22 protein-coding genes are annotated in these 22,172 nt (G+C 56.1%); 7 read left to right on the forward strand and 15 right to left on the reverse strand.

Annotation, left to right across the window (positions count from 1 at the left end; all coding sequences use genetic code 11):
• Positions 1-183 precede the first annotated feature (183 nt).
• From ablA to PLZ73_08870, 6 genes are all read left to right on the forward strand, one after another.
• Entirely contained in the window at positions 184-1,488 is a 1,305-nt protein-coding gene (gene ablA, locus PLZ73_08845) for a lysine 2,3-aminomutase (protein ID HOO77981.1), read from the forward strand.
• Entirely contained in the window at positions 1,488-2,363 is an 876-nt protein-coding gene (gene ablB, locus PLZ73_08850) for a putative beta-lysine N-acetyltransferase (protein HOO77982.1), read from the forward strand. Before ablA ends, ablB begins: the two co-directional genes overlap by 1 nt.
• A 51-nt stretch (positions 2,364-2,414) precedes the next feature.
• Entirely contained in the window at positions 2,415-2,882 is a 468-nt protein-coding gene (locus PLZ73_08855) for a VOC family protein (GenBank protein ID HOO77983.1), read from the forward strand.
• Between the two features lie 149 nt (positions 2,883-3,031).
• Complete coding sequence (locus tag PLZ73_08860) at positions 3,032-3,448, forward strand: Fur family transcriptional regulator (GenBank protein ID HOO77984.1); 417 nt, start codon at positions 3,032-3,034, stop codon at positions 3,446-3,448.
• Positions 3,449-3,610: 162 nt separating this feature from the next.
• The gene (dps, locus tag PLZ73_08865; GenBank protein HOO77985.1) at positions 3,611-4,165 is read left to right on the forward strand and encodes a DNA protection during starvation protein; all 555 of its coding nucleotides are present in this window, start codon (positions 3,611-3,613) and stop codon (positions 4,163-4,165) included.
• Between the two features lie 23 nt (positions 4,166-4,188).
• A complete protein-coding gene (locus PLZ73_08870; protein ID HOO77986.1) occupies positions 4,189-5,046 on the forward strand; it encodes a peroxiredoxin in 858 nt (285 codons plus the stop codon).
• 27 nt (positions 5,047-5,073) lie between these two features.
• On the opposite strand, the gene PLZ73_08875 is transcribed toward PLZ73_08870, so the two are convergent.
• Positions 5,074-5,304 carry a hypothetical protein gene (locus tag PLZ73_08875; protein ID HOO77987.1) on the reverse strand — a complete coding sequence of 77 codons (231 nt, stop codon included), beginning with the start codon at positions 5,302-5,304 and terminating at the stop codon, positions 5,074-5,076.
• A 34-nt stretch (positions 5,305-5,338) separates the two neighbouring features.
• Positions 5,339-5,740: a NifB/NifX family molybdenum-iron cluster-binding protein gene (locus tag PLZ73_08880; protein ID HOO77988.1), complete on the reverse strand. Its 402-nt coding sequence runs from the start codon at positions 5,738-5,740 to the stop codon at positions 5,339-5,341.
• A 299-nt stretch (positions 5,741-6,039) separates the two neighbouring features.
• Here PLZ73_08880 and PLZ73_08885 point away from each other — a divergent pair, with 299 nt between their 5' ends.
• On the forward strand, positions 6,040-6,651 hold the full coding sequence (locus PLZ73_08885) for a MarC family protein (protein HOO77989.1): 612 nt from the start codon (positions 6,040-6,042) through the stop codon (positions 6,649-6,651).
• Between the two features lie 467 nt (positions 6,652-7,118).
• Here the strand turns inward: PLZ73_08885 and PLZ73_08890 are convergent, their stop codons facing one another.
• The 13 genes from PLZ73_08890 to PLZ73_08950 all read right to left on the reverse strand — a co-directional run bounded on the left by PLZ73_08890 (position 7,119) and on the right by PLZ73_08950 (position 21,804).
• Positions 7,119-7,556 (reverse strand): EamA family transporter, encoded by a 438-nt coding sequence (locus tag PLZ73_08890; GenBank protein ID HOO77990.1) that lies wholly within the window; start codon positions 7,554-7,556, stop codon positions 7,119-7,121.
• A 24-nt stretch (positions 7,557-7,580) separates the two neighbouring features.
• Positions 7,581-7,739 carry a hypothetical protein gene (locus tag PLZ73_08895; protein HOO77991.1) on the reverse strand — a complete coding sequence of 53 codons (159 nt, stop codon included), beginning with the start codon at positions 7,737-7,739 and terminating at the stop codon, positions 7,581-7,583.
• Between the two features lie 31 nt (positions 7,740-7,770).
• The gene (locus PLZ73_08900; GenBank protein HOO77992.1) at positions 7,771-8,142 is read right to left on the reverse strand and encodes a hypothetical protein; all 372 of its coding nucleotides are present in this window, start codon (positions 8,140-8,142) and stop codon (positions 7,771-7,773) included.
• Between the two features lie 40 nt (positions 8,143-8,182).
• Complete coding sequence (locus tag PLZ73_08905; protein ID HOO77993.1) at positions 8,183-8,494, reverse strand: hypothetical protein; 312 nt, start codon at positions 8,492-8,494, stop codon at positions 8,183-8,185.
• A 46-nt stretch (positions 8,495-8,540) separates the two neighbouring features.
• Positions 8,541-9,137 (reverse strand): nitroreductase family protein, encoded by a 597-nt coding sequence (locus PLZ73_08910; GenBank protein HOO77994.1) that lies wholly within the window; start codon positions 9,135-9,137, stop codon positions 8,541-8,543.
• Positions 9,134-9,775 carry a hypothetical protein gene (locus PLZ73_08915; protein HOO77995.1) on the reverse strand — a complete coding sequence of 214 codons (642 nt, stop codon included), beginning with the start codon at positions 9,773-9,775 and terminating at the stop codon, positions 9,134-9,136. The genes PLZ73_08910 and PLZ73_08915 overlap by 4 nt, the downstream gene beginning before the upstream one ends.
• 39 nt (positions 9,776-9,814) lie before the next feature.
• The gene (locus PLZ73_08920) at positions 9,815-10,966 is read right to left on the reverse strand and encodes a hypothetical protein (protein ID HOO77996.1); all 1,152 of its coding nucleotides are present in this window, start codon (positions 10,964-10,966) and stop codon (positions 9,815-9,817) included.
• Positions 10,967-11,549: 583 nt separating this feature from the next.
• Positions 11,550-14,792, reverse strand: a complete 3,243-nt coding sequence (locus PLZ73_08925; GenBank protein HOO77997.1) for a type I restriction endonuclease subunit R — start codon at positions 14,790-14,792, stop codon at positions 11,550-11,552.
• The gene (locus PLZ73_08930) at positions 14,792-16,039 is read right to left on the reverse strand and encodes an ATP-binding protein (GenBank protein HOO77998.1); all 1,248 of its coding nucleotides are present in this window, start codon (positions 16,037-16,039) and stop codon (positions 14,792-14,794) included. The genes PLZ73_08925 and PLZ73_08930 overlap by 1 nt, the downstream gene beginning before the upstream one ends.
• Before the next feature lie 212 nt (positions 16,040-16,251).
• Positions 16,252-17,454: a restriction endonuclease subunit S gene (locus tag PLZ73_08935; GenBank protein HOO77999.1), complete on the reverse strand. Its 1,203-nt coding sequence runs from the start codon at positions 17,452-17,454 to the stop codon at positions 16,252-16,254.
• A complete protein-coding gene (locus PLZ73_08940; protein HOO78000.1) occupies positions 17,451-19,565 on the reverse strand; it encodes an N-6 DNA methylase in 2,115 nt (704 codons plus the stop codon). The genes PLZ73_08935 and PLZ73_08940 overlap by 4 nt, the downstream gene beginning before the upstream one ends.
• A 241-nt stretch (positions 19,566-19,806) precedes the next feature.
• Positions 19,807-20,514, reverse strand: a complete 708-nt coding sequence (locus tag PLZ73_08945) for a hypothetical protein (GenBank protein ID HOO78001.1) — start codon at positions 20,512-20,514, stop codon at positions 19,807-19,809.
• A 450-nt stretch (positions 20,515-20,964) separates the two neighbouring features.
• The gene (locus PLZ73_08950; GenBank protein ID HOO78002.1) at positions 20,965-21,804 is read right to left on the reverse strand and encodes a hypothetical protein; all 840 of its coding nucleotides are present in this window, start codon (positions 21,802-21,804) and stop codon (positions 20,965-20,967) included.
• Positions 21,805-22,172 lie beyond the last annotated feature (368 nt).

A 22,172-nucleotide genomic window follows, 5' to 3' on the forward strand; every position in this document is an offset into this window, starting at 1 on the left:
GGTTTTGCCTTGACCCGGCGGCGGTTTGTTTGCTATGTTTTTATAACTGCTTGGTGTTCAACCGCAAGCATTGACGCCGCGGGCGGCGGTCCGACCCCGCCACCGCGGTCCCCGTGCCGGCACTGTTCCACCTTGTGGCGACGACAGCGCGAACCGGCCCAAGTTTGCCCGGAGAAAAAGCCCATGATCTACAACGATACGCAGCGGGAGATCGCTCAGAAACTCGATACGGATACGACCTTGTCGCGTTGGAAAGACTGGAAGTGGCAGTTGCGACATTGTATCACCGACCTGGAACGCTTCCAGTCGATCCTGGAAGTGCGTTTCCCGGAGGAAACCTCCCGGCTGCTGCGCGCAACGCTGGAGCGCTTCCCCCTGTCGATCACTCCCTACTACCTCTCCCTGATCGACCGGGACGATTTCGAAAACGACCCCGTCTTCAAGCAGTGCTTCCCCTCCGTACACGAGCTGGACGTCCTGGGTTCGGAGATGTCCGACCCCCTGCACGAGGAGCGGGACAGCCCGGTCCCCGGCATCACCCACCGGTACCCCGACCGCGTACTTTTTCTGGTCAGCAACACCTGCGCCACGTATTGCCGGCACTGCACCCGGAAACGCCAGGTGGGCGACCCGGACGGAATCCCCAGCCGGGAAGAGCTGGAACGGGGCCTGGACTACATCCGCGGCCATCCCCGCATCCGGGATGTGCTCCTCAGCGGGGGCGACCCTTTCCTGCTTCCCGACGGCTACCTCGACCGGCTGCTCGGGGAACTGCGCCGCATCGAACATGTCGATGTCATCCGAATCGGAACCAGAACGCCGGTGGTCCTCCCCTACCGCATTACCGACGAACTGACGCGGATGCTGAAAAAACACCATCCTCTCTGGATCAACACCCACTTCAACCACCCGCGCGAACTCACGACTTCCTCCAAGGAGGCGCTGGCCCGGCTGGCCGACGCCGGAATTCCCCTGGGGAACCAATCGGTGCTGCTGGCCGGCGTCAACGACTGTCCCCGGATCATCAAGGCGCTGGTGCATAAACTCGTGGCCAACCGGGTCCGTCCCTACTACCTCTACCAGTGCGACCAGGCCCAGGGGCTCGACCATTTTCGGACCCCGGTGGGCAAAGGGATCGAGATCATGGAAAGCCTGATCGGCCATACCAGCGGTTTCTGCGTACCGACCTACGTCATCGACGCCCCCGGCGGCGGGGGGAAAATTCCGGTAATGCCCAACTACCTGATCTCCTGGTCGACCAACAAGGTCGTCCTGCGGAATTACGAGGGGGTCATCACCACCTACCGCGAACCCGATTCGTACGAAGCGACTTTCTGCGACCGCGACTGCGAACGCTGCGATCTCCAGCTCAACCTCGCCGACGCCGACGAGAGCCGGAGTATCGGAATCGAGAAGCTGCTGGCCGACTACGACCGGGCCATCTCCCTGATTCCGGAAAAAAACGAACGGCACCTGCGGCGGGCCTGATGGGGGCGCGGGCCCGGGACATCGTCGAGGAGTACGCCGGGGCGCTCGTCCAGCACGGGGCCCTGAACGATCGGATCTATCTGCTCCGGGCCCCCGACCCCGCCGACCGGGCGTTGCCCGGGAAGCTCCTGGAGAAAGCGCGCGGACACGGCTACTCCAAGATCTTCGCCAAGATCCCCCGCTCCGGGGGCCGGGCTTTTTTCGCCGCCGGATTCCGCGTGGAAGCGGAGGTCCCCGGGTTCTTCCGGGGCCGGGAAGACGCCCTCTTTCTCTGCCGATACCTCGACGCCCGGCGCGCCCGCGAACGCCGACGGCGCCGCCATGAAGCCGTCCTGTCCCTCGCCCGCGGGAAGCGGGCGAGCGCCGTCGGGAAGAAGCACGAAACCGCGGCCGTGCGCCGGTGCGGCGAAGCCGACGTCGCCCGCATGGCCGAACTGTACGCGGACGGTTTCCGCTCCTACCCGTTCCCGATTCACGATCCCGATTACCTGCTGGAGACCATGCGTTCGCACGTGGTCTACTTCGGAGCCGAAGTGGGAGGCAAGCTCGTCGCTCTCGCCTCCGCCGAACAAAGTCCCCGCGACCGGAACGCGGAAATGACCGATTTCATCACCCTCCCGCAGTGGCGGGGCCGCGGGCTGGCCGGGCGCCTGCTCGAGCGCATGGAAAGCCATGCCCGCGCCGGGGGCGTCGCCGTCGCCTACACCATCGCCCGGGCGTTGTCGCCGGGAATGAACTCCGTCTTCGCCCGGAGCGGCTACCGTTACGGGGGGCGGCTGATCAACAACACCAACATCGCCGGCTCCCTGGAGAGCATGAACGTCTGGTACAAGCCACTGGCGAAACGCCCCGGGAGGAAGCGGGAATTTCTTTGACCGCCGGCGGGGGCGCCCGCTAGGATCGGCCCCAGCGGAGGATCGCCGAGGATGCGGGCCGAGTACAGACATCTCAACATCGTGGCCCGGGACTGGCGGAAGCTGGCCCGGTTTTACGAAGAAGTTTTCGGCTGCCGGCCCCTGCCCCCGGCCAGGAGCTACTCGGGCCGGTGGCTGGAAGCGGGGACCGGGGTCGACGGGGCCGAGATCGAGGGGATCCACCTGAGCCTGCCCGGCGCCGGCGACGGGGGGCCTACCCTGGAGTTGTTTCAATACACATCCCCGGCCGAACGCCCCCGGCCCAGGGCCGACCGCGAGGGGTTCGCCCATATCGCCTTCGAGGTCGACGACGTCCCCGGCGCCCTCGGGAAAGTCCTGGCTCACGGGGGCAGGGCGGTGGGCAGGCCCTCCACCCGCGAAGTCCCGGGCTCGGGGGTCCTGACCTTCGTCTACGCCGCCGACCCCGAAGGCAACCTGATCGAGCTGCTGCACTGGGACCGTCGGCGGGCCCGGGGTTGACCGGGCGCCCCGCCCCCTGCCCGGGGCCGGTAAAAACTCCTTGACTCCGGAGAGCGCGTCCGGCAATGTTACTAAATAATAATCGTTATTATAAGGAACGGGCACAGGTGGATTCGAAACCGCGGACACAACGACGGGTGGAGGACTTCATGAAGGCGTGCCGACGCCTGGGTATCAAGGCCACCCACCAACGCACGGAGATCCTGCGCGAACTGGCCGCGACCGAGGAGCATCCCGACGCCGACACCGTCTATCGGCGGGTGCGCGAGCGCATCCCCTCCATCTCCCTCGATACCGTTTACCGGACCCTGCGGATGCTGGAGGAAAAAAAGGTGATCTCCCGGGTCGGCTTCCGAGGGGGAAGCGTGCGTTTCGATGCCAACACCGACCGGCACCATCATTTCATCTGCACCGAATGCGGGTTCGTCGGCGATTTCTACTGCGACGCCCTCGACGGGTTCGCCGCGCCCCCCCAGGCCGCCGCCCTGGGAGAGGTCGATTCCGTGCACGTCGAGCTGTGGGGCCGATGCCGGGACTGCCGGGAAAAAGAGCGGCGGCGGCGGTGATATTTTTTTCGAATTCAATCGTAATTATTACTAATTACTAAAAATACCTGATTGGGAGATACTGTGAAGGAGGTGAGGCCTTACGAGCGACGCGGAAGAGGCCCGGCCGAGGCCGGCGGGGCCGCAGCGAACCCGGGAAAACACCGAAGGGAGGAGAGAACCATGAACCTGGTATCGAGAAGACTGGTGGAGGAAGCGGGGATCGACGTCGATGAACTGGTGAAGCTGCTGGTGGCCAACGCCGCGGCGGAGCTGACCACGTTCTACTACTACACCATCCTGCGCGTGAACCTGATCGGCATGGAGGGCGAGGGTCTCAAGGAGATAGCCGAGGACGCCCGGATCGAAGACCGCAACCACTTCGAGGCCCTGGTGCCGCGGATCTACGAGCTGGGGGGGAAGCTCCCCGACGATATGAAGGAATTCCACGACATCTCGGCCTGTCCCCCGGCGCGCCTGCCTAAAAACCCGGATACGAAATCCATCCTCCAGGTGCTGCTGAAAGCCGAACAGTGCGCGGTCAACGGCTACACGCATCTGTGCAACCTGACCGCGGGCAAGGACCACCGCACCCACGATCTCTGCCTGGCGATCCTCAACGAGGAGATCGAACACGAGGCCTGGTTCGCCGAGTTTCTGGGCCAGGGACCGTCCGGCCACTTCCGGAGGGGCCGGGTGGGGGAATCGCCCTTCGTCTCCAAGTTCCTGCATCCTTGACCGCGGCCCGGGGAAAGACGAAGATGCCCACGGTAGAACGCGCGGGAGAGACCTGGGTCTGCCGGATCTGCGGCAACACCGTCCGGGTGACCGCGGCCGGCGGCGGGGAATTGATCTGCTGCGGCGGCCCCATGTCCCGGGCGGAACAGACCATGACGACAACTGTAACCCAAGGAGGTTCGACGATGAACGAACAAGCCAACCGGCTCCCCCTGATCGGGGAGAAAGCTCCGTCCTTCGAGGCGGAAACCACCCAGGGGAAGATCAGCTTTCCCGGGGATTACGCGGGCAAGTGGGTGATCTTCTTCTCGCACCCGGCCGACTTCACCCCGGTCTGCACCACCGAGTTCATGACCTTCGCGTCCATGGCCGACGAGTTCAAGGCGCTCGACTGCGAGCTGCTGGGCCTGTCGATCGACAGCACCTACAGCCATATCGCCTGGCTGCGCACGATCAAGGAGAAGATCGAGTACCGGGGGATGAAGAACGTCGAGGTCAACTTCCCGGTGATCAGCGACCTGACCATGGACGTGGCCAAGGCCTTCGGGATGCTTCAGCCCTCGGCCAGCACCACCCAGGCGGTGCGCGCGGTCTTCATCATCGACCCCAACGCCGTGGTCCGGGCCATCCTCTACTACCCGCTCTCCAACGGCCGCAACATGCAGGAGATCAAGCGGATGCTGATCGCGATGCAGCACTCCGACGAGTTCGGGATCGCCACCCCGGCCAACTGGGAGATCGGCGACGACGTGATCATCCCGCCGCCCGGCTCCTGCGGAACGGCCAAGGACCGGGTCGAGGGCGCCGGCGGGGACTACACGTGCCTGGACTGGTTCCTCTGCCTGAAGAAATGCCCCCACGGGAAGAAGCACAAGGCGTAGGGACTCGCCATGGAGAGGGGGAAGGGTTCAGGGGGAAAGAGCATAGGGCATGGAGCATAGAGTATTTCGAGCGGAGCGAAGCAATCTCTCTATATTTGAACTGCTCCGGAGATTGCTTCGTCGCTCCAGCTCCTCGCCTTCCTGAACCCTAAAGGGGGCTGTGGCGGTGGTGGTTTTCCCTATGCTCTCTGCTCTATGCTCTTTGCTCCCCTCCTGAACCCTCTCTTTTCCCCCCTTCATGAACTTCATGTCCTTCATGGTAGAATTCCGGGCCTGAACCCTCTTCTTCCTCCTAGAGCTCGGGGATCTCGGCGAAGACCTCCCCGTTTCTTCTTCGGTCGACGCACCCCCGGATTTCCGGCAACGCCCTCCCCAGGGCCGCCAACACCTCTTCCAGGGTATCGGCCTTGACCACGACGGGTTGGTATTTCGTCTTGTCGGCGATATTCACGAAGTTGGGGCTCTTCTGCCGGGCCACGAAAATATCGGCGTCGCGCACGATCCCGATGACTTCCTGCATCTTGTTCGACTGCGCGTGTTCCATCTCCTTGGCGCGGTTGGCCCGCTTTTCCACGAATTCGACGGCCGCATCCTCCCGAAGATCGTAGATGTAGAACCAGTCGGTATCCCCCATGTGGGTACGGGCGAGGGTTTCGCCGTCGTTGGAGCCGATGCATACTCTCAGTCGTTTCATTGCCTTCTCCTTATCTGTTGCCGGCGGCCGGGTTTTAAAGCCAGTATTCGCAATCCGGGAAAGTAAATCCATAGATTACATCGATGGGGGACGGGAGGTTGCCGTACCTGCTCGACTCGGAGGGGAGTTGCGCGGAAACGGAATCACCGGGTTCTTATGCGTTTTCAAGTCCGTCCGGAGCTGTTATAGTGAGGCCAATCAAATCAACCGCCGGGGGCCGCTTTCCGTAATCCCCTCAACGCCGGTGCGTCGAAACGTTCGCGGATTGCTCCTCGCCCTCGCGAACTTTCTTAACCGCCATGACCGACTTATTGAGATCCTCGGCTTTGCTGCTCGTACTCCTGAACCCCTTCCTGCTCATCGTCTACCTGATCGACGTCGTGGAGAAACTCGACCGCGCCCGGTTCGCCCGGGTGTTGTTCCGGGCCGGCGTGATCGCGACCGCGGTTTTCTGGTGTTTTGCCGTCCTGGGCGACGCGATCTTCTCCAATGTGCTGCAGGCCGAGTTCGCTTCGTTTCAGATTTTCGGCGGCGTCGTTTTTCTGCTCATCGGCCTGCAGTTCGTCTTCCGCGGCCCCCAGACGATCGAAATACTTCGCGGTGAGTCCCGGTACCTGGCGGGAGCCATAGCCATGCCGATTCTCATCGGCCCCGGAACCATCAGCGCCAGCATCATTATCGGCAAACGCCACGATCCCTTCTTCGCCTGCGCGACCGTGTTGTTCGCGGTCCTGGTCTCCGCCTTCATCATGATCGCGCTGAAGGCCCTGCACGATTACGTCCGCCCGAAACGGGAACGCCTGGTCGAAAGGTATATAGAGATCGCGGGACGGGTCACGGCCCTGTTCGTGGGCACCGTGTCGATCGAGATGATCATGCAGGGCGTACGGGCCTGGGTGCAGAAGTTCTGAACGCCCCCGGCGTCGTTCACATGTAGATATGTGAGGAGCAGAGGGCAGAGAGCATGGAGCATAAAGGATCTCCGTCATTGCGAGCGAAGCAATGACCTCACCTATCCCGTTCCCCATGTCCCTCCTAAGCCCACTCCCTATCTGTGTAGCCTGCCTGCGGCAGGCAGGTTTGTGGACTTATCGGCGGGCGCGGTTGGGGGCTACTGAATACTGAATTCTGTATTCCGAATTCTTTCCCTTTCAGAGTTAATCAGAGTAATCAGGTGCAGAAAAGGTTCGGGGTTCAGGAATGGAATTCCACCATGAAGGACATGAAGTTCATGAAGGGGGAAAAGAGGGCGAGGTGGGGTACTCCATGCTCCATGCCCTATGCCCTTTGCTCTTTCCCTCCTGAACCCCGAACCCTGAACCCTCTCATTCCCCCTCTGTGGTTCATTTCCACCGCGGACTCCGCCCACGACCCGGGCTCATTGCTTCAGCGCCACCAGGACGGCGCCGACGGCGATGAAGACCACCCCGATCCAGGCGCGGACCGAGAGCTTCTCGCCCAGCACCGCCACCCCCAAAACGGCCACCAGCAGGAGACTGAGCTTGTCGATCGGCGCGACCTGGGAGACCGGCCCCAGCTTCAGCGCGCGGAAGTAGCACAACCACGAGGCGCCGGTCGCCAGCCCCGAGAGGACCAGAAAGAGCAGGCTCCGTCCGCCGATCGCCGACGGCGCCTGGAACCCGCCGGTGGCGGCGAGGAGCGCCGCCAGGAAGAGGATGACCACGACGGTCCTGAGGAAGGTGGCGTAGTTCGAGTTGACGCCCTGCACGCCCGCCTTGGCCAGGAGGGCGGTGGCGGCGGCGAAGACCGCCGAGAGCAACGCCCAGGCCTGCCAGGATTGCGCTATCGTCTTCATGTTCGCTTCGCCGCGCCGCCCTGTTCAGCCTCTGGTTCGCTTCTTTTCCAGAATTCCCAGCACCAGGGCCAGACCGATGAAGACGACGGCGTCGCCGGCCTGAAAAATGCCGAGCTGGGAGAATCGGGCCAGCGCCCAGACGGCGAGCCCGATCGCCGCGAGAACGGCGATGAGAATCCGCATCGTTTCCTCCCCTCGTTTCCCTTTCTAATATTCAGGCGCGGCCGCGGAGCCAGGCGCGGGCTTCCTCGACGAAGGGGAACACCCGGAGGGTATGGCCCCTGATGCAGGTTACGTCCTCGAGAAACTGCGCGTCGGCGAAACCGGCGGGGACGACCAGGGCCCTGGTCGTCGTTCGGGGTATCCCGCATTCCTCCAGCACTTCCGGGCTGGCGTAGACGTCCAGGAACTTCAACTCATGGACGTCGGCGCCGGAAGCGTCGTTGAGTATGCGCCGGCAGCTCCGTTCCCCGCACATCCGCGCCGTCGCCCGCGCCGCTTCCCTGATCGCCGACAGGTCCACCCGTCCCGTCAAGACCACGACGACGGCCCGCAGATCTTCGTCGTACGTCAGCGAATACGGCATGGTGCCGCCTCCCGGCCCCGCGGGGGCAAGGGCTTTCTCATCATGCGTTGAGAAACAGTTCGATCAATTTCGGAAAGAACACTACATATCCCATGAACCCGATAGTGACGATAACGGTTTGAGCGACGGTGGTGTAGCAAAATTTCCAGATGAGAAACCCCGAGAGGGCAACCATGGGGATGACCACGAAAAAGCCCAGGGCGTCGGCGAAAGCGTGGCTGATGACGAAGCACCCCAGGCCGGCTCCGAGGGCGACGTAAATGCTGGTGACGATATTGTAATCGGCGTTGCGGCGGGCGAAGAGGTAGAGCAGAAAACAGAGCACGAAAGGCGCGATGAAAAACGTGATCATTGCCCGTGTCCTCCCGTTTTTCCGTTCGAGCGCCGCGGCCGACGGATTAGGCCAGGTAGCCGACGGCGTGAGTCAGAACGATCTTCTCGTGTTCCTGCAAGCGCATGAGGCCGTGCAGTTTGTCCCGGTCCACCAGGGACAGGGCCACCGTCCCCAAGCCGGCGGCGGCGCAGTACAGATAGACGTTCTGACTGACGTAGCCGGTATCGACCCAGGCGCTGAAACGCCGGGCTTCTTCTTTCCGTAGAAAAGGGCTGGTCATTCTCGACAGATCGGCGACCAGAACCAGGCCCAGCGGCGCCGACTTCATCATCTTCTGGGTGCCGACGTGTTCCCTGATGTCCCGGTCGAGAACTTCGATCAGTTCGTGGTTTTCTTCGTTATATAAAAACGCTCCTTGTTCCAGGAGCGCGTACACCCTGATCTCCTGCGAATTACAGGCCGAGGGAGCCGTCCGCTTGCATTTGACGCGGCCGTATTTGAGTTTCGTCACCCCACAGGCGGCCCAGAGAAGATTCGACAACTCCCGCTCCGGGACCGGGGTATCCTTCCAGCGCCGGACCGACCGCCTTTGCGCCAGGGCTTTCATCAACGGAAAATCGAAACTCTTTTGAGGCTCGGGCAAGGCGACGACGCGTTTCACCGTTCTTCTCCCCCCTTCGCGGACGGCGCCGTATTCTTCACGTAAGTCGTGATCGTCACGATATACCCCGCACGCGCTTTATTGTCGGGATACTGCACGACGCCGAACACCTCGATGCACAGCTCGACCCCGTCGGGGGAAGCGAAACGGCGCCGAAACGGCATCTGCGCGTTCTCATCCCAGCCGGGCCCGGCCTTGAGCCGTCGCACGAGACGAGTCCAGGGATCCTCCCCGTCCAGCGCCGCAGGCATGAAAGGGGATCCGAACGAGTAATACCCGGCTTTCGTTTCCGGAAGCCGGGTGCCCAAATCGAGCCAATAAGGGGAGACGGCCAGGGCAGGAACCGGGCCATACGACATTTCCATCGCGTTGTATCGGGCCGGGGAACCCTCGTTGTCGTTCCACAGTTTCTCTTCGGTATCCTGCTTGAGCAGGTAAACCGCCCACGCGTCTCCCCTCCCCAACGGCAAGGAAACGGAATGCGGGGACGAAGGGCTTAACCCGAACAGTTCCGCGACCGAAACCGCCGCCGGGCCGGTGAGGACTATCCTTTTTTCCACCGCATCCGGGAACCGAGCCGCGTACGCGGTCGCGGAAACGAGAACGCCCAGCGCCGCTATCCACGGTGTCTTATACATTTTCATCTTCCCCACGTTGCCCAAACATACCGATTTGAATTATTTTTCTTTAGTTGTCAAATCAAAACTAAATATTCTTAGCTTATTTCTTGATTGATAGTCTAAATTTCTAAGCAATAATTTAGCATTAAAATCTGCACTATCAAAATCCTCATATTCTTTTGGCTCATTATACCATTCCCCTTTAAACCACAATAAACATATTGCAGCATATGATATATCTGCTTTTTCTAAACACCCGGCTAATTCTTTAATTAGTATGTATTGTGTTTCCTTATTGCAAAATTCATCAAAATCAATAGCCACTTTTGAACTTCCGATATTTTTTACTTGCCCTATCATTACAAAATCAATTATCCCTTCTTGCGTATTGTAATCCTGTACTACCTCTATATTCCCAATCAAAGCTTGATCAAACAATATTGCATATACTATTCTTTTAATATCCTTCTCTCCCTTTGGGCTTCTTGAAATAACAATATTATTTTCGTATTGAATATTCCAAAATGCATTCTGCAAATCAATCTTTTTAATTTTTTCTTTTACTGTTTCCAGTATAGCATATATCCTTGCCCTAAATGCATCTTCTGATTTGTATATATCCGTAGATAGCAAATTTTGCTCTTTTGCCCATTTTATCATTGCTTTTGATGGAAAAGTTATCTGAGTCTGTATTTGCGCAGACACAAATTTACTGCCATTGCCGCACATTAAATACAATTTTTCGTATCCCCATATTGCAATTATACGTACTTCGTCTAATTCTTTTGGCACCTGAGATATATCCAGAGCTATTTCGTGTTTGTTTCTTTTTAAAATTAATTTCCCGGGTTTTAGGATTAATGAAAAATAAAAATCATTATCGTAAATTTCAAAATACACTTCATTTCCAAACAGAAGATCTTTTAATTTTGTTTTAAAATGAATTGTTCCTTCTACGGAAAGAAGATCACTAACTACTAATGCTCCTCTGAAATTTGGAGAAAATTTTATTATGGGTGTGTAATTGTTTTGTAAATTTTGATTATTTTTGTTTAAATATTTATTCTGACTTTTTGGAGCTATACTTATAATTAATCCAACTATGCCTATTATAATTCCAACAATTGTTGCTTGAACCATAAATCTGCCCACAGGCCCTGATTTTTTATAACCAGCAATAAAGCCCTTTCTTCTGTCTTTCTTTTTCATGCTAATTAAAATTTTGATCTATTGAATCTTGTGAATAAAAATTTATTCTACTTCGTGCATTCATCAAACCCAGACCGTATAAGAGATAAGTATCGGTTCAATAATTTCACTTAAATTAAGTTATAATATCCAAGTAGGGTATTTTAATTGAGTATAATCATGTTCCAATATTTTGTCTTCTTTACAATACCTCTATCTCAGCGCTTGAGACGCAAACAGCATATAATGGAGGAATCAAGAATCATTGTTTAATATTTTTCACTTCTGACCCTCATGATGTCAACAGCTTCCACCGAGCAGCGAAGGATTCAATAGCGCCTGCTTTGCACCCGAACCCTGTGAAGCCTCTACTTTCTTTGCCCACTCCTCTGAGCCCTCTTTTTCGGGCCGATGCGAAGAGGTCTTATGCCCTGCGCTCCGCCTGAACCCTGAATTCTCGGATGGGTTTTACCCTATGCTCCATGCTCTCTGCTTCTCTCTACCATGAAGGACATGAAGTTTATGAAGAGGAGGGGAAAAGAGGGTTCAGGGCCAAAGCACTGGATAAACCAGCAAAGGCAATGAATAGGCTGTTCTTATTGATTCAGGCAGCCGGCGTTTCATAGTACGGCGAGGGCAGCGTCGGATAGACGCGATACACGTGGCGGTAAATTTCCTCCGCCCGTTCCTGCACATCCTCTTCGGTATATTTTTCTATAGGAAGACCGGTCGATTCGCTCCAGAGAAAATCCCGGATGGTCAGGCGGATCTCGTCGCGGGTGGCTTCACGACTCTCCCAGTCCCGAATCTCCTTGATGCGGGCTTTGACGATTTTTAGCAATTCTACGGCGACGGCCTTGATCTTCCTGATCTCACTGGGAGAGAGCTCGGGCTTCCTCAGGAGGTCGAAAACGGCCAGGGATTCCTCGTCGAGCCCTTCCCGGACGGCCCGTCCTTCCTCCTCATTCATATCTTCGAGAATCCGCAGTAATTCCTCGAAGGTCTTCTCGATGGTCACCCTATCCTTCTCTCGGTTGTACTCGGACACAACTTCCTCATAGTGCTTCTGAAAGTCGGTACGCAAAGGGTTCCGCTGGAGCAGGCGCTGAAGACGCCGCTCGATGGCTGTCTTGAGATTCTGCACGGTGGTCCGCTTCGACGGAGTGCGTTCAAACTCCCGGCGCAACCGGTCGAAGTCGATCTTACTGATGTCATAGGGGCCTGCCTCTTCCGCGGCAACATCTGGTTTCGGCTCGATTGCCTCGTCTACCACAGCATGCAGCTGCCGGATGATGTCGGTGATATCCGCCCTCTCTCGATCCTGCTGCAGGCTCTTGTAGACCACGTTTATAGCGCCGTAATCGTCGCGGTAGGCGTTCACTCCCTCGACCGTGATGCATGCCTTGAACTTCGTGAACACGGCCCGGCACAACACTTCGAACCGTTTTCGGGTCTCGTCGTTTTCGTTGGCGGCTTCCTTGGCATCCAGGATGGCCGAGTTACGGTCGAAGCCGGTGCGCGAGACGATGTCATCCAGCGCTGCGCCCCGATCGGTAAGGAACGTCCGCACGAGAGCGACCGCCTCCGCCAGATCGGCCAGCAATTCCTCTTCGGGCTTGGCCGGTTCGATTTCACCGTCTTCGCCGGCGCGACCGCCATCGCCGGTTCCGGCAAACGTCGCCAGCGCCTTGCGCAGGTTCTTGAGGATGCCGCAGTAGTCCACGATCATCCCGTTGTTCTTACCCTCGTTCACGCGGTTGGCCCGGGCGATGGCCTGCATCAGGGTGTGAGCCTTGAGCGGCTTGTCCAGGTAGAGCGTTGAGAGACAGGGCACATCGAATCCGGTCAGCCACATCGCGCAGACAATGGCAATACGGAACGGATGCTGCTCTTCCTTGAAGGCGTCATCCAAAGCCAACCTCTGCAGGTTGCGGAACTGCGGCAGCCGGCGCAAATCTTCCGGGAGGTCCATTCCTTCCTTGAGCAGACGTCGGTGCGGGGTGATGTCCAAGCCCCACTTGCGGAACTTTTCGACCTCGCCCTGTTCCTCGCTGATCACGACCGCCACGCGCGTCCGCCGCATCCATTCGATCCGGCGCCGGAGGTACTGCTCCTCCTGTTCGTCCGTGGCCGAAGGCAACTTCGCTTCCAGTTCTGCGATCCGCTCGTCCCAATACTTGACGATCAGATCGTGCATCCGCACACAGGTGATCTTGTCGATGCAAACCAGCATGGCCTTGCCGGTTTCCCACGCCGTGGAGTAGTGCCGCACGAAATCGCGGGCCACCTGATCCAGCCGTTTCCCCGCCGTGATGATGTGGTAGTCGCGCCTCAGCTCCTGCTCCAGGCGCTCTTGCACATCGATGTCGTCCGTCTCCAACTCCTCCAGTTTCGCGGCGATCCGCTCGTTCAAATCGCCGAGGGCCACGCCGAGCTTGTCGCCGCGGGCGTCGTAATAGAGCGGCACCGTGGCTTTGTCTTCCACCGCACGTTGGAAATCATAGGTTGAGACGTAATCGCCGAAGACCCGGCGGGTGATCTCGTCGTCCTTGAAGAGCGGGGTCCCGGTAAACCCGATATAGCTCGCGTTGGGCAGGGCATTGCGCATATTGAGCGCCAGCGTCCCGTATTGGGTCCGGTGGGCCTCGTCGGTGATTACGATGATGTCGTCCCGTTGCGAATAGCCCTCCTCCGGGTCCACGTCCTGGTTGAACTTCTGGATCAGGGAGAAGACGTGCGCTTTGTGCTGGGCCAGCAACCGCGCCAGGTGCTCCCCGCTCGATGCCCGGCAGGGGTCCCGGTCGTTGTCCACCACGCCGCACCCGGCGAAGGTCTTATAGATCTGCGTGTCCAGGTCGTCGCGGTCGGTCAGGACGAGGAAGGTGAAGTTCCCGCCCAGCCTGCGATGGATCTTCCGGGTGAAAAAGACCATCGAGTAGCTCTTGCCCGCGCCCTGGGTATGCCAGAAGACACCCAGCTTCCCATCCCGGTTTTTCCGGTCGCGCACGGCTTCGATGGCCCGATTGACCCCCAGAAACTGATGGTTGCGGGCCAGGATCTTCTTCGTCTCCCCGGCCGAGTCGTCGAAGACGATGAAGTTCTCCACCAGGTCCATAAAGTTCGCTTTCTCGCATACGCCCTTGAGCAGCGTCTCCATATCCACCACCCCTGGCTGTTCCTCCGCCAGGCGTTTCCACTCGTGGAAATGCTCGAACCGGCTGGAAACCGAACCGATCTTCGCGTCCACGCCGTTGGCCAGAACGACCAGGGCGTTGTGATGGAACAGATGGGGGATAGTATCCAGATAGTCCTTGAAGTTACGCTCGTAAGCGGCGCGGATGTCCTTGCTGACGTTCTTCAGCTCCATAAAGAGCAAGGGCAGGCCGTTGACGAACCCCACGATGTCGACCCGGCGACGGTAAAGATCGCCCCGAACCCACAGCTCGCGCACACAGAGAAAATCGTTGTTCGTCGGCTCGGCAAAATCAAAGACCCGCAGGCGACGGCGCATTGGCTCGCCTTCTTCGTTTCGGTAGGTAACCTGAACCCCATCGCGCAAGAGGGCATACTTCTCCCGGTTGGTTGCCAAAAGCGATTGCGTTGCCGAAGTGGCCGTGATCTGCCGCACGGCGGCGTCATAGGCTTCGTCAGGCAAATCCGGGTTCAACTCGACCAGCTTCGCCCGCAGCGGCCGCGTCAGCACCACCTCCCGGTCCGACAAACGGCCAAGCAGACTGGCCGGACCGAAGTCCTCGTTGTTATAGGCATACACCGATTTCCAACCCAACTGGCGTTCCATATACTCGGCGGTGGTCCGCTGGACAAGGAAGTCTTCGGTATACGGCATCAATCGTTCTCCCAAAGGGCGGACAAAGGCACGGCGTAAAAATTCTCCCCGAACGGCACCACCGCCCCACCGTCATAGAGCACTACCCCGGCGGCAAACTTTTTTCGGGCGGCCTCCCTGAGCTTCTCCAGCCCCCTGAAATCCTCGCCCCGTACCGTCGAGGCGGACTTCACCTCGATTCCGGCCACACGGCTGCCGGATTCCAGGACCACGTCCACCTCATCCTTGTCCTTGTCGCGAAAATGGCTGAAGACCATCATTTCATCACTCCAGCTCGCCAAACGCCGAAGTTCCTGATAGGCGAACGACTCCAAAAGCCGCCCGAAGACTTCCCGATCCCGCCAGAGCGATTCCGCGTCCAACCCCAGCAGGGTGCAAGCCAGGCCGGTGTCGCCGATATGCAGCTTGGGCGTCTTGATCAGGCGCTTGAGGCGGTTGCTGTGCCACGACGGCAACTCGTCCAGGAGGAAGACCCGGGACAGCAGCGTCAGGTATTCGCGGATGGTCGGGCGGCTGATCTGAAAAGGGGCGGCCAGTTCGGAGACATTCATCAGGCAGGCCGTCTGTCCGGCAACCATCGCCAGCAGGCGCGGCAGGGTATCCAAGGCGCTGATGCGCGCCAGGTCGCGGATATCGCGCTGGATCAAGGTGTCGGCATAATCCCGATACCAGGCCGCGCGCCGACGAGCCGGGGACCGGGCCAGGGCCGCGGGGTATCCGCCGGCCGCCACCCGGCCGGCCAGCGCCTTGCCTTCGCGCCGGCCGATTTTTCCCGCCTGGAACCCGCCGCCGAATAGCCGGGAGAGAAATAGTGGGGTTTGCCGGGCGAGTTCCGCTTGAGCCAGGGGATAGAGACGCAAGATTTCCATCCGGCCGGCCAGGGAATCGGCGAGCTGAGGCACCAGCAGGACATTGGCGGAACCGGTCAGCAGAAACCGCCCCGGCGTGCGCCGGGCATCCACGGCGGCCTTCAGCGAGGTGAAGAGCTCCGGCACCCGCTGGACCTCGTCCAGCACCGCCCGCTCGGGCAGATCGGCGACATAACCCACCGGATCGGCCCGCGCCGCCGTCCGCTGCAGGTCGTCGTCAAAGGTGAAGTAGGACAGGCCGGCCTCATCCCCGACCAACCGGGCCAGGGTGGTCTTCCCGCACTGCCGGGGACCGTGGATCAAGACCACCGGCGAATCGGAGAGCGCCTCAAGGACGCGCGGACGCAGGAACCGGGGATAGAATTCCGGAGTTTTCATTCCGACCAACTGTAAGGTTATCCCCGGCTGATTGCAAGTATTTATTCGTCCAATTGAAAGTTTTGGCCCGTCCAATTGAAAGTTTATGTCCGTCCAATTGAAAGGAATGACCGCCACTTTGCACTATTCTCTCCCGTCTCCCTGCAGCCAATCTCCCCCCACCATTCGCCGAGCATAGTTCAGCCGAATCGATTCCCCTTCGGGATGGCCGCTCATACCGCCACCTCCCCGCTCATCAGGCGAGGCAAGAGAAGATCGCGGGCTGCCACAAGATGGGCATTTGAGCGCATCAGGTACCGGACTTGACGGATAATGTCATAAGCAACTTTGTCAAACTGCAATAGCAGCACATTGCTTGGGATCAGTATATCCATCTCGCGAAATCGCCCCTTACTGATCTCAGGGTAGGTCGTACCCTTCGCATTGCTTCGAATTTCAGTAACACGGCTAAGGAGATTAAACAGAAGATACATTCGTAGCTCGCTCTGGTAAGGAACGATATTGATGAATCCTTGATTGGTGCATACTTCAATATCGATAAGCGCAAAATAGCCTACGCTGGCACGGCTTGTCATCAAGATAGTATCAGGGGGAACCAACTTTGCCGAAGACTCCCGAAGCCCGCGGTGAGTGATTTTTCGTTCCGAATCCAACAGGACAAGACTATTGTTCTTCGTAACGTCAGAAGGAACAATCCACGTTATATCACCATCCCAGTATTCCGACACCTTTGTAGAGGGAGTACCACCTCCAAAGGTTTCACAAACCTCGGATATTTTTTTGCGCCTCCACCCCTCCGGCACACCGTCGGTGATCTTGACGTGTTCGTGGCCGGGGAAGCGGAGGTGGACGAACCATTCCTTGTAGAGCAGACGCGCCGCCTCTTCCAGCAACTGAATCCGCCGCCGATTGTTCTCGATCAGGTCGTCGTAGGCAGAAAGGATTGAAGCTATATTTCGTTCAATTGCCAATAGCCCCGGAACCTTGACTTCTATTTTTTCAAAGTCTCCTTTGTTGATTATCGGTGTTGCTACGCCGGTGCACATCGCGCTGATGCGGCGTGCTTCATTTCGCAGAAGGTAATAAATGAAGCAATGATCATGCTCATTATTAACGATGATAGAGTTGATCTGTTGATTTGTAAGTGAAGCTGTTGTCGCAATTCCAATTTTGCCGACAGAAGCAATACAAGTAAACGTAACCGTGTTCTCCGTGACAAACTGATTGAGAAACTTTGCGTATGCTTCCTCACTAAGGGTAGTGGTGGTTGTCCTAATTTTATAGGTGTCGTAATCCAGATCCGAAGGGGTGATAAAGGGATAATCTCCGTCATAGTACTGGCGTTGCTTGGTGGGTGGAGTCTTCCCAGTCACAACGCGTCCCAGTTGGCTAATGGGGACTTTTTGCCAATTCATACCCCCAACTCCTTGAAATTCTTCTTAATCGTCGCGGCCAGTTGCACGGCTTCGGCGTTGAGGTCTTCCAGCTCAACGTGGATCTCACGGAGGGCTTCCTCGAAGTCAAAGTCCTCGTCTTCTTCCTCGGGGGCGACGCCGACATAGCGGCCGGGCGTAAGACTCCAGTCATTAGCTTCGATCTCGGTTCTGTCCACTAGCTTGACCAGCCCCTCAAAATCGCGGAGTTTCGCCTCCGGGAAACGCTCGGTGAGCCAGTGGGCCTGACGCCAGAAGTAGCGAACCTGCTTGAGCTGCTCGACGGCAAGACCGCGGGCCTCGTCGGCGCCCTTGCGGGCGCGGGTGATCTCGCGGTTGATCCAGGCATCGTTATTGCGGGCGTCGCATTCGTTCTCGCAGGTCTCAATGAGGCGGCAGGCGAGTTTGTAGAGCAGGTCGGTCTGTTTGATCAGGTCACGGCCGATTTCGGCCAGCGGAGAGAGCCGGTCCACAGCCTTCTTCAGTTCGCCATTGGTGGTCTTTTGTTTCTTCCAGGCGGCTTGCTGCTCGGCGACGGCTTGCCGGAAGGCGTCAACATCGGTATCGAATGCCGGGACGGCATCGTCCAGTTCCTTGAGTGTTTCCGCTTGCGGACCTTCAACGGGCTGAATCTTGAGAAACGGATCGAGAACTTTCCGCAGCGCGGCCAGCGCATCGATGAAAGACGGCAACGGCTCGATCTTCTCGCCGGCATCATCCTGGGCAGTGAAGCAGTCCCCGGCTTCATCGAGACAACGGCGGCAGTAACCGGCCACGAGGTCGAGGTATTTACCGATATCGCTGCGATAGAGCCAGACGATGGCGAGAATGTTGAGTTCCTGCTCCGGGCTGAAGTCGTAAATTTTGCGGGTGACCTTGCGGTAGATGTTCCGGGCGTCGATCATCAGCACCTTGTCTCGGTGATGCTCGGGCTTGTTGCGGTTGAGGAACCACAACTCGCAGGGAACGGTGCGGGTGTAGAAGAAGTTGGGGCGGATGGCGATCATCAGGTCCACGTCGCCGGTCTCGATGAGCTTCCGGCGGACTTTTCCCTCATCGCGCCCGGCACTAGACGCCTGGGACGACATAACAAACCCCGCCCGACCTTGTTCGTTTAGGTAGCTGTAGAAATAGCTGATCCAGATGTAGTTGCCGTTGGAGACCTTACCCTTCTTGTTGACGCTGGGGAGGCCGAAGGGCAGGCGGGGATCTTTCTTGACCTTGTCGGCGTCGATCTCGTCGACGTTGAAAGGGGGATTTGCCATCACGAAGTCGGACTTGCCCGCCAGCTCGTGCGGGTCCTCGTAGTAGGTGATGGCTTTCTGGATGTCGCCCTCGAGGCCGTGAACGGCCAGGTTCATCTTGGCCAGGCGGATGGTGGTGGCGTTCTTCTCCAGGCCGTAAAAGGTGAGGCGCTCGGTCGGACTCTGGCCGCGCTCCTCCACCGTGCGGGCGCTCTGGACGAACATCCCGCCGCTGCCGCAGGCCGGGTCGAGCACCGTGCCGCCCTGAGGATCAAGAACGTGAGCGATGAGCGAGACCAGGGAGACTGGCGTGAAGAACTCCCCGCCGTCGTGAGCCTTCTGGTCGGCGAATTGGGTGAGGAAGTACTCGTAGATGCGGCCGAAGACATCGCCGGAAACCCGCTTGAGTTCCTCCGGGTTGAGCGTCCGGAGAAGCTGGCCGAGAACCTGGTTGTCGAGTTCCTGATATTCGCCCTTAGGCAAGACTCCACGGAGGTTCTCGTAGTCGGCCTCGATAGATTCCATCGCCTCTATGATGGCCCTAGAGCGGTCATCGCTGTCGGTCAGAGCGACAAGGTGATCGAACTGGGCCTTCCCCCGAAGAAAGATGGAACTTTTGCGGGAGAAATCTTCCTTCGTCAAAGCCCTCCGCTTGCCTCCGCGGCGGGGGAGTTTTGCCTCGATGGTATCTTTGACGGCCAGAAACCGGCTATAGGCGTGGCGTAGGAAGATCAGGCCCATTACCGGCAAAAAATACTCGTTGCTGGCGTAGTTCGAGTTTGCCCGCAACGTATCCGCCGCGGTCCAAAGCCGTTTCTCAATCGCCTCTATATGCTCCAGTTGTGCCAAACTCACCTCCCCATTTATCCGCCTTTGGTCAAAGCTACGTTTTGATCTAGTCGGTTATAATGTTTTTTAGCTTTAAGCGTGTAATGTTTATCTAAAACATTAAAAATAGCTCGGCTGTACCATTCTTTTTTAGCACCACAGTCTCTCCAAGGAGATATACGTTATACTTATGTGCATAGTAAAAACCTCATTCAAACAATATTGGACAAATAATGTATTTTTAAGTTTACGCAAAACAGATTCATTTCTTTTTGGCATTTTTAGTAAAAAGCTTTCGTTCCTCATCTAATTGATATCCTACTGGCATAAATCCTGTATGCCGTCTGACTGTGAATCTGTATTCAATTATACTTGGAAACGTTGCTGGTGCGAATAACAGTCCATCTCCTACTTTATAAAATTTTTTTCGAGACAACCATGATTTGATCCTTCCCTTATGATAATCATTTAAAAACACAATATCGCATTTCAATGCACTCATATATCTATCAAATGCAAGCAAAGTTTGAAAAATTCTCCTTAGATTTGTTCGCATTGTATACTTTTTCATTTCACGATTTAATTCCTCCATGGAGTATACATGTCTACTTTTATCATGAGCTAGCTTGTCCCTATCGTTCTTAAGTCTGGATAATGTTTGAAATGGTTCTGAACTAAATTCAGGATTTTCATTATATTTCATCTCGATAATGGCCGAAAACTTATCTAATAAAGGCAACCTATCTAAATATTTTGAAAAAAATTTATTCGGCAACAAACTCTCTCCCAGGAGATTCGTATAAGACTCAATTGCAAAAGATGTATAAATGACAAGAGAATCGCTAGAAGTGATTACATTCTCGGCAAAAACAGATGGATTTGGCTCGGAAAAACCATTTGGATCGCTAAAATGTTTGTAGAAATCGTACATTTGTTTAAATATATGGCGATCAACATAGGCATCAATCACATGTGAGATATATCGGAAGTAATTTGAACGGATTACATTACTCATTACAGTATTGAACTGTCCCAAATATCGGGTCGCTTTTTAAGTTAATGTCCTCCACCTACAACCTTTAATGGGTTGTATGAATCCTCAAACTGGCATTGCGTTAACGAGTAATCTATAAATTGAGCATCCTTGACTCCGATTCGTACAAAACGACATATATATAAACTAGCCTCTGAGACCTTCAGTTCATCCATCACTTCATCGGAAAATAGAAGATTTGAACCCTCTTTAGGCAACTTGTCTAGTCCAAGGTTTTCCATCGTACCTCCTCTGGCTTAGTATACTTTTCCATCGCCGACATCATTGCGGCAATGATCTTCTCAACCAATACCAACGCTCGTGCTTTCATTTAGTGGCATCAATCAAACTAGATGAACCTCGATGAAAACAAATCATGCGTAATGTTTAGTATAAGGTTTGGAATTCTACGGTTAATATTCCATCCTCAAAATGCTCACTCAGAACATGATATCTTCCGCCTTTGGTCTGTTCTTCTCCGGCTTCCAAGGCAATATATTTGCTTGAGCAGATTACTCCTATATTCTTAACAACCCAATGACGAGCCAAGATACCCTTTCCCATGAGGTCTACTGAGATTGTCCCTTTCCCGGTATTGATATCGTGCTTGTAATCAACGATCGGGAAATCCTCCACAGTATAAGTCTGTTTATCCGCTAAATGGTATGTGGATACATCATCCATATATGCAGGGATAGCAGATACATCATTGGATAAATCATCAAGGTGAAGCACATCTTTTGATTGCTTGAGTTCTGCTTTAAAACCATCGGGGTAGTTGAGCTTTATAGATTTATAGACTGAAACTATATTCGCTGACCCGGTTTGCGAATCGGTCGGGACCGATAAAAGCAGTTCCGATTCAGATACCAGAGTGAGTTGGGCTGGTTTATAAGCTACAGCACCCGAAGAACCAATATAAGCTGCCCAGCAACTATAATGGCCTGCCGCAAGTCTTTCTACGTCGCGGAAAATAATTTTTGAGTAATCATCGTAAACCTCACCGAAAAGGCCTTTGTAATTGGGTGAATATGCCCTACTTGATTCTATCTGAATGATCATATTAGTGCTTAAATCTCGCCATTCCCCATCGATTGGCAGCTTAGTGGATGGAGGTACTTCACTGAGGGTATTATATCCTATCCTTGTATTTTGCATCGTACTGCAAGATGCAGCCATTATTCCCATCAGAATAGCCATGCAATGAATTCTTTTTATTTTGGTCACATTTACCTCACCTAAGGACATTAGCGATCTTTCAAGTAAACCTTAGTGACAATTGGCTATTTTTTGTCAGTATCCTCCCGCAACAGCTAACGGTCAAAGTTTTTTCAATAACCGCAGCCCGAGTGATAAGTTGGGGAGATAGCAGGCTTCCTTGCTCTCCTTCATGATCTTCATGGTAATGGTTCAGTAGAACATGGCAGACAATAACGGATTTCTTCCGCCGTCTTTGCCTGCTCCTTCCCAAACCCTTTGCCCCTCTCTCAATCAGAGGTAATCAGAGTAATCAGGCGCAAAAAATCTTCAGGAGGTTGAGGCGGGGGGCTACTGAATTCTGAATACTGTATTCTGAATTCTCCCCCCTGGGGGCC

The organism is bacterium (assembly GCA_035380285.1).
Classification (GTDB): domain Bacteria; phylum Auribacterota; class Erginobacteria; order Erginobacterales; family DAOSXE01; genus DAOSXE01.

Bases quoted from the DNA above. Each gene is read 5' to 3' on its own strand.
- ablA (HOO77981.1), top strand. From the start codon at position 184: ATGATCTACAACGATACGCAGCGGGAGATCGCTCAGAAACTCGATACG.
- ablB (HOO77982.1), top strand. From the start codon at position 1,488: ATGGGGGCGCGGGCCCGGGACATCGTCGAGGAGTACGCCGGGGCGCTC.
- PLZ73_08855 (HOO77983.1), top strand. From the start codon at position 2,415: ATGCGGGCCGAGTACAGACATCTCAACATCGTGGCCCGGGACTGGCGG.
- PLZ73_08860 (HOO77984.1), top strand. From the start codon at position 3,032: ATGAAGGCGTGCCGACGCCTGGGTATCAAGGCCACCCACCAACGCACG.
- dps (HOO77985.1), top strand. From the start codon at position 3,611: ATGAACCTGGTATCGAGAAGACTGGTGGAGGAAGCGGGGATCGACGTC.
- PLZ73_08870 (HOO77986.1), top strand. From the start codon at position 4,189: ATGCCCACGGTAGAACGCGCGGGAGAGACCTGGGTCTGCCGGATCTGC.
- PLZ73_08875 (HOO77987.1), bottom strand. From the start codon at position 5,304: ATGAAGGACATGAAGTTCATGAAGGGGGGAAAAGAGAGGGTTCAGGAG.
- PLZ73_08880 (HOO77988.1), bottom strand. From the start codon at position 5,740: ATGAAACGACTGAGAGTATGCATCGGCTCCAACGACGGCGAAACCCTC.
- PLZ73_08885 (HOO77989.1), top strand. From the start codon at position 6,040: ATGACCGACTTATTGAGATCCTCGGCTTTGCTGCTCGTACTCCTGAAC.
- PLZ73_08890 (HOO77990.1), bottom strand. From the start codon at position 7,556: ATGAAGACGATAGCGCAATCCTGGCAGGCCTGGGCGTTGCTCTCGGCG.
- PLZ73_08895 (HOO77991.1), bottom strand. From the start codon at position 7,739: ATGCGGATTCTCATCGCCGTTCTCGCGGCGATCGGGCTCGCCGTCTGG.
- PLZ73_08900 (HOO77992.1), bottom strand. From the start codon at position 8,142: ATGCCGTATTCGCTGACGTACGACGAAGATCTGCGGGCCGTCGTCGTG.
- PLZ73_08905 (HOO77993.1), bottom strand. From the start codon at position 8,494: ATGATCACGTTTTTCATCGCGCCTTTCGTGCTCTGTTTTCTGCTCTAC.
- PLZ73_08915 (HOO77995.1), bottom strand. From the start codon at position 9,775: ATGTATAAGACACCGTGGATAGCGGCGCTGGGCGTTCTCGTTTCCGCG.
- PLZ73_08920 (HOO77996.1), bottom strand. From the start codon at position 10,966: ATGAAAAAGAAAGACAGAAGAAAGGGCTTTATTGCTGGTTATAAAAAA.
- PLZ73_08925 (HOO77997.1), bottom strand. From the start codon at position 14,792: ATGCCGTATACCGAAGACTTCCTTGTCCAGCGGACCACCGCCGAGTAT.
- PLZ73_08930 (HOO77998.1), bottom strand. From the start codon at position 16,039: ATGAAAACTCCGGAATTCTATCCCCGGTTCCTGCGTCCGCGCGTCCTT.
- PLZ73_08935 (HOO77999.1), bottom strand. From the start codon at position 17,454: ATGAATTGGCAAAAAGTCCCCATTAGCCAACTGGGACGCGTTGTGACT.